Here is a 1,526-nt window from a genome sequence, read left to right on the forward strand (position 1 = left end):
CCGTGATCAGGTGGGACTTCAGCTCGAAGCCCGCGTGGTCTGCTGCCAGATAAACGCGCACGTCCGGGAGTCTGGCACGCTGGCGGACATGTTTGAAGAGTGGTTCAACAAACAAATGGTATTGCACATCAGCGCATCCAATGAGATCGCAGTTAGTTTGATGTGGAAGGCATGGCGGGCCAGCCGAGCAGGCATCTTGGTTGAGCTTCCAGACACTGACAATTATTGGAATGGCACAAGTGGCAACGAGATTTTCAACCACCGCCAGTTTGCGGCTGATTCCTGCGACGCGCTGCGTGATATCGGCCTATCAATCAAAGGGGAGTGATGATGAGTAACGAACCAAAATTTCCTGAACTTCCCGTAGAACTTCAGGTTGCATTGGTAAATGCCGCAACCGCGATGGCGACGACAAAAATTAGCGCATTAGGCAGCAAGTACAATCAGAGCTTTAATTTCTTCGATCGCGAGTACAAGTTGATTTGCGACTCGCTCTACAAAGAGAATCGGGGGAGATAATGGCTAAACAGGTCTTCTACCTAAGAAGCCCACAGATACGCCAGAACCTGAAAAACTTCATCGACAGCCTCCCGCTAAATCCAGACAAACCCCTCGCAGTAACCATCCAAGAGCCAACCAGAAGCCTAGACCAGAACGCAAAGCTCTGGGCAACCCTGCGCGACATCAGCGAGCAGGTCGTTTGGTATGGAAGAAAGATGAGCTCTGAGAGCTGGAAGTGTGTTTTCACCGCTGCGCTGAAGAAGCAAGAAACGGTTCCTGGCATAGACGGCGGCTTTGTCGTTCTGGGGCAATCAACAAGCAAGATGACTGTCGGCGAGATGCGCGACTTAATCGAGCTTATAAACGCGTTTGGTGCTGAGCATGGCGTCAAGTTCAGCGATGAATCCCGGCTCACTATCGAGTGGGCTAATCGATATGGAGACAAAGCCGCATGACACAGCGAAGTCCAACGCAAATCATAATGGATAACCTGATATTCAAGACTGACCACCGCAAGACCAGAAAGCCCCGCACCAAACCCGAGTTAACCCCAACATTCAATTGCACCGCGACCTTAGCCGATAGCATGTGGCTGCGTCGTCGCGCACGGAGAAAGCCATGACTGATTACAGCAAGATGAGTGATTTTGAGATTAATAAAGCAGTTGCTGAGCAACTGTACAAAGACAAGCCTTCATTGATTGTGCAGCGCGACGTGCCAAGTCGGCCGGCGGTTACAGTATTCTGCGACATTGGTGATGGAGAAATAGTTTCTATCCTATGTGCTGATTACTGCAACAACCCGGCAGACGCATGGCCGATTATCACTGAAAACAACATATCTTTGATTTTTGATAACCCATCATCCGTAATGGCGACCAGCAATTGTGTTGGATGGCACTCCGACGAGGAGCCGCCAATCCATTCATCAAGCAATAACCCACTCCGCGCCGCCATGATTGTCTTCCTCATGATGAAGGATGCCGAAAAATGCTAATCCTCATCACGGTAGCAATCTTATCCGCC

At 50.3% G+C, this 1,526-nt stretch carries 4 protein-coding genes; all 4 read left to right on the plus strand.

All coding sequences use genetic code 11. The annotated features are described in order from the left end of the window. Positions 1-328 (plus strand): hypothetical protein (locus tag ACWEIJ_RS45990; protein WP_449843622.1); only part of this gene is annotated, 328 nt, incomplete at its 5' end. Between the two features lie 190 nt (positions 329-518). Beyond that, positions 519-956, plus strand: coding sequence for a recombination protein NinB (locus ACWEIJ_RS45995; RefSeq protein WP_350590801.1), 438 nt, complete (start codon positions 519-521; stop codon positions 954-956). Continuing rightward, entirely contained in the window at positions 953-1,123 is a 171-nt protein-coding gene (locus tag ACWEIJ_RS46000; RefSeq protein WP_350590802.1) for a NinE family protein, read from the plus strand. The genes ACWEIJ_RS45995 and ACWEIJ_RS46000 overlap by 4 nt, the downstream gene beginning before the upstream one ends. Continuing rightward, positions 1,120-1,497: a phage protein NinX family protein gene (locus ACWEIJ_RS46005; RefSeq protein WP_350590803.1), complete on the plus strand. Its 378-nt coding sequence runs from the start codon at positions 1,120-1,122 to the stop codon at positions 1,495-1,497. The genes ACWEIJ_RS46000 and ACWEIJ_RS46005 overlap by 4 nt, the downstream gene beginning before the upstream one ends. Positions 1,498-1,526 lie beyond the last annotated feature (29 nt).

The sequence above is a fragment of the Lentzea sp. NPDC004789 genome, from assembly GCF_053601075.1.

Excerpts from the sequence above, each read along its gene's own strand:
- ACWEIJ_RS45995 (WP_350590801.1), top strand. The coding sequence starts at position 519 with ATGGCTAAACAGGTCTTCTACCTAAGAAGCCCACAGATACGCCAGAAC.
- ACWEIJ_RS46000 (WP_350590802.1), top strand. The coding sequence starts at position 953 with ATGACACAGCGAAGTCCAACGCAAATCATAATGGATAACCTGATATTC.
- ACWEIJ_RS46005 (WP_350590803.1), top strand. The coding sequence starts at position 1,120 with ATGACTGATTACAGCAAGATGAGTGATTTTGAGATTAATAAAGCAGTT.